The organism is Epilithonimonas bovis DSM 19482, from assembly GCF_900108115.1.
In the GTDB taxonomy this organism is placed as follows: Bacteria; Bacteroidota; Bacteroidia; order Flavobacteriales; family Weeksellaceae; genus Epilithonimonas; species Epilithonimonas bovis.
On sequence record NZ_FTPU01000019.1, the window covers coordinates 53,698 to 59,697 of the forward strand.

Genomic DNA, 6,000 nt, shown 5'->3' on the forward strand with positions numbered 1-6,000 from the left:
GATACAGATTCACATCAAAAGTAAATTCAACAATGTCGAAAAATTCAAGAGATCAAAATGCTTTTGATAAAGCTGCTTTAGATTATCACAGTCAGGAACCGAAAGGTAAAATAGAGGTTATCCCGTCAAAACCGCATTCTTCCCAAAGGGATCTGTCATTGGCTTATTCGCCGGGTGTTGCTGTACCATGTATGGCGATTCATGACAATCCACAAAGTGTTTATGACTATACATCCAAAGGTAATTTGGTTGCTGTAATCTCAAACGGTACCGCAGTTTTGGGACTTGGGGACATCGGCCCCGAAGCTTCGAAACCGGTGATGGAAGGGAAAGGGCTTCTGTTCAAAATCTTTGCAGGAATCAACGTTTTTGATATCGAGATTAATGAAAAAGATCCTGACAAGTTTATAGAAACCGTTAAGGCGATTGCCCCAACTTTTGGCGGAATCAACCTGGAGGATATCAAGGCACCGGAAGCTTTTTATATAGAACAAAGACTGAAAGAAGAATTGGATATTCCGTTAATGCATGATGACCAGCATGGTACGGCCATTATCTCTGCAGCAGCATTGATTAATGCACTGGAGATTGCAGGCAAAAAAATTGCTGAGGTCAAAATGGTTATTAATGGGGCCGGTGCAGCAGCTATCGCTTGTGCGAAACTGTACATCTCTTTAGGTCTTAATCCCGATAATATATTGATGTGCGACAGCAAGGGAGTTATCAATCATAAAAGAGAAAACCTGACTCCGGAGAAACTTGATTTTGTCTCTCAAACAAATATTGCAACACTGGAGGAGGCTTTAAAAGGTGCGGATGTTTTTGTAGGCCTTTCAAAAGGCAATGTAATGTCGCCGGAGATGCTGCTTTCTATGGCAGAAAAACCTATTGTGTTTGCTTTGGCCAATCCGGATCCTGAGATCAGCTATGATTTGGCAGTAGCTACAAGGCCGGATGTGATGATGGCAACAGGCCGTAGCGATTATCCTAACCAGGTAAATAACGTTCTTGGTTTTCCTTATATCTTCCGTGGGGCATTGGATGTCCAGGCCAGGGGGATTAATGAGGCCATGAAGTTGGCGGCGGTTTATGCGCTGGCAGAGATTGCCAAAGAGCCTGTGCCGGAAATGGTAAAACTGGCTTATAATGTAAGAGATATTAGTTTTGGTAAGGATTATTTTATCCCAAAACCATTCGATAACCGTTTGATAACCAAGGTGTCTATGGCTGTTGCCAAGGCAGCGATGGAAAGCGGAATTGCCGGCAAATCAATTGAGAACTTTGAGGAGTACGAGAACCAGCTGCTGGACAGGATGGGCCGCGACGAGAAGCTCGTAAGAATGATGCAGAACCGCGCCAAAGCCAATCCAAAACGTGTAACACTGGGCAATGGCGAAGAATATAATATTTTAAAAGCAGCCCAAATCCTACAGGAAGAAGGGATTGCTTACCCAAGTTTGTTGGGGAATAAAAAACTCATCCGTGAAAAGATGGAAGAATATGGCATTACGCTGGATATCCCTATCATAGATCCTAATGATGATGAGCAGAAAGAAAGCCGTAAAAAATTCAGGAAAACCCTCTGGGACAAACGAAACCGAAAAGGGATCAACGAGTACAAGGCAAAGCGTTATGTGAGACAACGTGATTATTTTGGCCCGTTAATGCTGGAACATGGTGATACCGACGCGCTGATTGTTGGCTTCTCAAAAAGTTATGCATCTGTCCTGAAACCAGTGCTGGAAATCATCGATAAAAAACCGGGCGTTAACAAAGTAGCCGCCATGATGATGATCCTTACCGAGAAAAAGCCGCTATTCTTTGCCGATACATCAATCAACAAAAATCCTTCCGCTGAGGATCTTGTTGATATTGCAAGAATGGCCGAGATTACGGTTAAGTCTTTTGCAATAGATCCAAGGATTGCGATGCTGGGATTCGAAAATTTTTCTGCTAAAGCGGATACGTCCAAAAAAGTGGCTGCTGCGGTAAAGATGCTGCATGAGAAATTCCCAAAGATGGTGGTAGATGGTGAGATCCAGCCCGATTTTGCACTTAATGCAGATCACCTGGCGGATTATCCGTTCTCAAAATTGGGGAGCAATCCTGCCAACGTGCTGGTATTTCCTAACCTGGAAAGTGCCAATTTATCCTATAAAATCATCAGAGGGATGAAGGCTGCGCAGACCATCGGGCCTATCCTGATGGGGCTGAACCAACCGGTGCACGTTCTGCAGATGAGGTCTAGTGTTGACGAAATTGTCAATCTTGCAACCATTGCCGTTTTGGATGCGCAGATGAAGGATAAAAAATAGATTGATCTCTATTAATATAAAAGCAAAAGCCATTTTAAGTAATTAAAATGGCTTTTTTTGTGGTATAATGTGGGAGAATCATCGGGGTTACATGCGCTGTTTCGCGGTTGCGCATCGGTGGCTTGATCTCTGCGCAGAGGACAAAGCACACATGCGCAGAGGAGAAGACACGCGTGCGCAAAGACGGGATGGCCTGTGTGCACGCATTGTGTGTCCCTTTTATCTGCTGTATTTCTCGTATTTCAGGGTGCTGAGCATATCCCTCAGATCTGCCCCGGGGCGGAAGTTAATTTTATTGTTGCGGATCAGGGATGAGGTTACCTTGGCAGCTGTCTCTGCACCATCGCTGGAGATGGAAACCTGAAAATTGCCAAAGTCGCCCAGCTTGACGATCTTGCCATCGGCCAAATGACGGCTTACCACCTTGATAAGATCATTAAGCACCGCCAGCACATCTGTATCCGATACGGTGGTAGAGCCGCCTGCAATCTCTTTGGATAGGCTTTTCAGATTAACCTCGCCATCAGCCTTGGCGCTGGCATAGAACTTGGGAGCTGCCTGCGGATCCTGCAGGTTCTTACGCTCTGTCACATTGTACTTTACTGGCATAATATAAATTTTTAAAATGGTGTTCTGTTATAGGCTGGAATGATAGGGGAAATTGATTCTAAAATGAATGCAGGGAACTGAAAACTTTTAAAAATCATACCCAATCCTAAAACTGAGATTAGGGACTGCCTGGATATCATAGCCTGACTTCATAATTTTTCCGATGCCTAAGCCAATCTGAAATTCGTAGTTGAAATCCCTGGCAAAATTTCTTCGAAATCCCCAGGTGGGTACAACAGATAACATTGGATTGACAACTATCCCGTCAACATTGGATATTACAAACCAATCAGGGGTAAACCCAACCCTGGCAGAAATATAATTTGCAGAATTATAGCTTGTATTTTTTCCACTGTTTTCTCTTTTACTCAGATTATAATACCATTTTGGAGATACCGATAGTTCTGGTGCCAAAGCAAAACCTGTTTTGGAATACAAATCGCCACCCCATATTGATGCTTCAAAATCAATTTCACTCCTTAAAGCAAATTCTTTGGAGAGCAGTGTTTCATTATAACTGTTGAATCCAAATAATCCCGCCTGAATCCCGAAAAACGAATTTTTATTTACTGAATTTTCCTGTGCATTCATCATTGAAAATGAAATCATTAATAATGCAAGTGATAGTTTTTTCATAGTTAATTATTTTTTCCTTTTAATACTGAAAGTTCCTTGCAATATTTTATTTTCATCTTTTTTATACCATTTACCATTTGAGGTTTCTAAGCTTACTTGTGCGTTTAAGACAAAACCATTTTTTGTATTAGCAGAAAGATTTCCATCAGACTGAATATATCCTAAAACCTCCTCAGAACTAGAAATTTTTGTTGATAACATGTTTCCGCTTAAATTACCTGCATTTGTTACATAAAATGTTATATTACCTCTATCATCACCCTCATAAGAACCTATCCAATATCCTTCAAATCTCGATGCAACTTGCCTTTCCATTTCTTCATCTGATGGTAAACAGGAAAGAAGAACCAATCCTAATAAAATTAGTTGTCTTATTTTACTATTAATTTTGCTCCGTGCCATCCTCCATTCTTTTTTGCAATACCATACATATTCACAGCAGTTGCTGTAGGGTGATTGAAATCAAATTTGTAGCTTGTAATATTGCCGCCATTGCCTACACCTCCTCCGAAGGTATAAGTAACCTGTGGTGTCGCTATTCCCCAATCAAAAACTCTCTCAATAACATCTTGGTTATCTTGTATTGCGCTAAAATCAAAATATTGAATATGTGTCAACGTACCAGTATCAACTATAAATGCAACCTTCGTATATTTTTTATTGTGCTTTTCTCCGAGTTTTAAAACTTGCTTCCAAGCTTGATCATAAAATAATTTTCGTACTTGTTCAGTAGTCAGGGTAGATGCATCAACAACCCATTCTATTATACCATCAATTTTCTTTTCAAATGGTAAACTTGGCATCTTAGCGGGACCCATATCTCTGTAGTTATAATATTGGTCAAGAGAAGTAAATACCCTATTTTCAAAAAAATATCTTTGTCCTGGTAATCCTTCAGCAAAATGAACAGGGTGTGAAAACGACCATGAAATTGAATTAATACCAATTCCTAATTTATCTGCATTTTCTTTTCTCCAAAGTCCTGTCCAACCTTTGTATTGGTGTTTAACCTTACAACCAATTGCATAAACCAGCCATAAATCCTGAGAATAAAACTTTACTTTAACCCTTCTTTTACTTTCATAAGTATCATCGGTTTCCCAAGTTGTCCCAAAAATATTTCCTAATCTAGGTTTTCTAACTTCACCTATTTTTAATGCTTCTACAATTTGAGCTATGTTATCTTGGACAGGAGGATTAGTAGGTGGATAATACGGGCCGCCACCGCCACCGCCGTCACCAATTTCTAGTTCCATTGGCATGACTCTATAATATTCTATATTTTTATTAATACTAACTAATTTATCGGAAGGCTGACTTTCAACAAAACCTTGTGCTACTATAACATCTGTAGGTTCTAAAAGATTTCTAGAAATACTGTTTACATCAAGATAGTTCACAAGGACATTGTATGTTGATTCTGGGGTTATAAAAAGTCCTACATCAGTGTATTTATAGATTTTATCTGCTACTTGAATTTCTGCCTCACCATTTAACATTGCTGAATATGCATCATCACCTATAATTTCTTCCAAATCATCCAAGTCTGCTAACGCCTCATCATCATCAATAGTAGTTAATTTTGCAGAATTATCTTTTCCTTCAATTGAATTATTTTCGGAAAACCGAACCTTCCTTTGTTTTATTTTTTCTATTACTTCTCTACCATTTTCTTCTGTAATTACTGGTCTTAGAGATTCGAAGTTATTCTTATCTAAATAATTTACAATGTCTTTATCAGACATTGTTTTAAGGTCCGTGTAAAATTCTTTTAAACACTCCTTGTTAGGAAAATATAATCTTCCATTTTTTACTGTTCCATCTTGTATCGTAATTTTTGCTTCCTGTTGTTCGTTTACAGGTTGTAATTCTTCTCTGCATGCGTTAAGGATTGCGCAGATACTTAGTGTAACAAAAACAATTAAATATTTTCTGTTTTTCATTTTGTTAAGGTGTTTAATTTATAATTTTCATTTTTTAGAAAGGTTCGATGAATTATGTAACATAAGATTTGCAAAGGCTGAACTATATTAGCGCTATTCTTATAAGTTATAAGGAAGTATTCTTTTTGTCATGAAATTCAGTTAGTTTTTAAAATAAGAGCCTGTTTAAAAATTAAATTAGAAAAATTCGTATGGCGTTTATTTTATAAAATAATCTTATAAAAAAACTGATTGTCAGTTGTTTATGTTGTTTATTTTCCGTAACTTGTTGGTTACTAATCAATTAAATTACAGTGAAAAATTACTCGACAAACATTTCTGACAATCAGTGGCAATTTATAAAAAAAACTTTGAACCTCAATGACAGAAAGCGAAAATATGATTTAAGAACCATTTGGAACGCCATAATGTATTTGGTGAAAACCGGTTGCCAATGGAGGATGTTGCCTGGTGATTTTCCGAAATGGGAATTGGTCTATTACTATTACAGCAAATGG

General features: G+C 38.5%; 6 protein-coding genes. 2 read left to right on the top strand and 4 right to left on the bottom strand.

Annotation, left to right across the window (positions count from 1 at the left end; all coding sequences use genetic code 11):
- Positions 1-32: 32 nt before the first annotated feature.
- Positions 33-2,315 (top strand): NADP-dependent malic enzyme, encoded by a 2,283-nt coding sequence (locus B0B05_RS09585; protein ID WP_076783432.1) that lies wholly within the window; start codon positions 33-35, stop codon positions 2,313-2,315.
- 219 nt (positions 2,316-2,534) lie between these two features.
- Here the strand turns inward: B0B05_RS09585 and B0B05_RS09590 are convergent, their stop codons facing one another.
- The 4 genes from B0B05_RS09590 to B0B05_RS09605 form a co-directional block, all read right to left on the bottom strand.
- Positions 2,535-2,924 carry an HU family DNA-binding protein gene (locus B0B05_RS09590; RefSeq protein WP_076783433.1) on the bottom strand — a complete coding sequence of 130 codons (390 nt, stop codon included), beginning with the start codon at positions 2,922-2,924 and terminating at the stop codon, positions 2,535-2,537.
- An 87-nt stretch (positions 2,925-3,011) separates the two neighbouring features.
- Positions 3,012-3,560: a hypothetical protein gene (locus B0B05_RS09595; RefSeq protein ID WP_076783434.1), complete on the bottom strand. Its 549-nt coding sequence runs from the start codon at positions 3,558-3,560 to the stop codon at positions 3,012-3,014.
- A gap of 6 nt (positions 3,561-3,566) precedes the next feature.
- Positions 3,567-3,962 (bottom strand): hypothetical protein, encoded by a 396-nt coding sequence (locus tag B0B05_RS09600; RefSeq protein ID WP_076783435.1) that lies wholly within the window; start codon positions 3,960-3,962, stop codon positions 3,567-3,569.
- The gene (locus B0B05_RS09605; RefSeq protein WP_076783436.1) at positions 3,932-5,503 is read right to left on the bottom strand and encodes a hypothetical protein; all 1,572 of its coding nucleotides are present in this window, start codon (positions 5,501-5,503) and stop codon (positions 3,932-3,934) included. Before B0B05_RS09605 ends, B0B05_RS09600 begins: the two co-directional genes overlap by 31 nt.
- Positions 5,504-5,796: 293 nt before the next feature.
- On the opposite strand from B0B05_RS09605, the gene B0B05_RS09610 reads away from it, so the two are divergent.
- On the top strand, positions 5,797-6,000 hold a 204-nt coding region (locus B0B05_RS09610; protein WP_143745991.1), incomplete at its 3' end, for a transposase.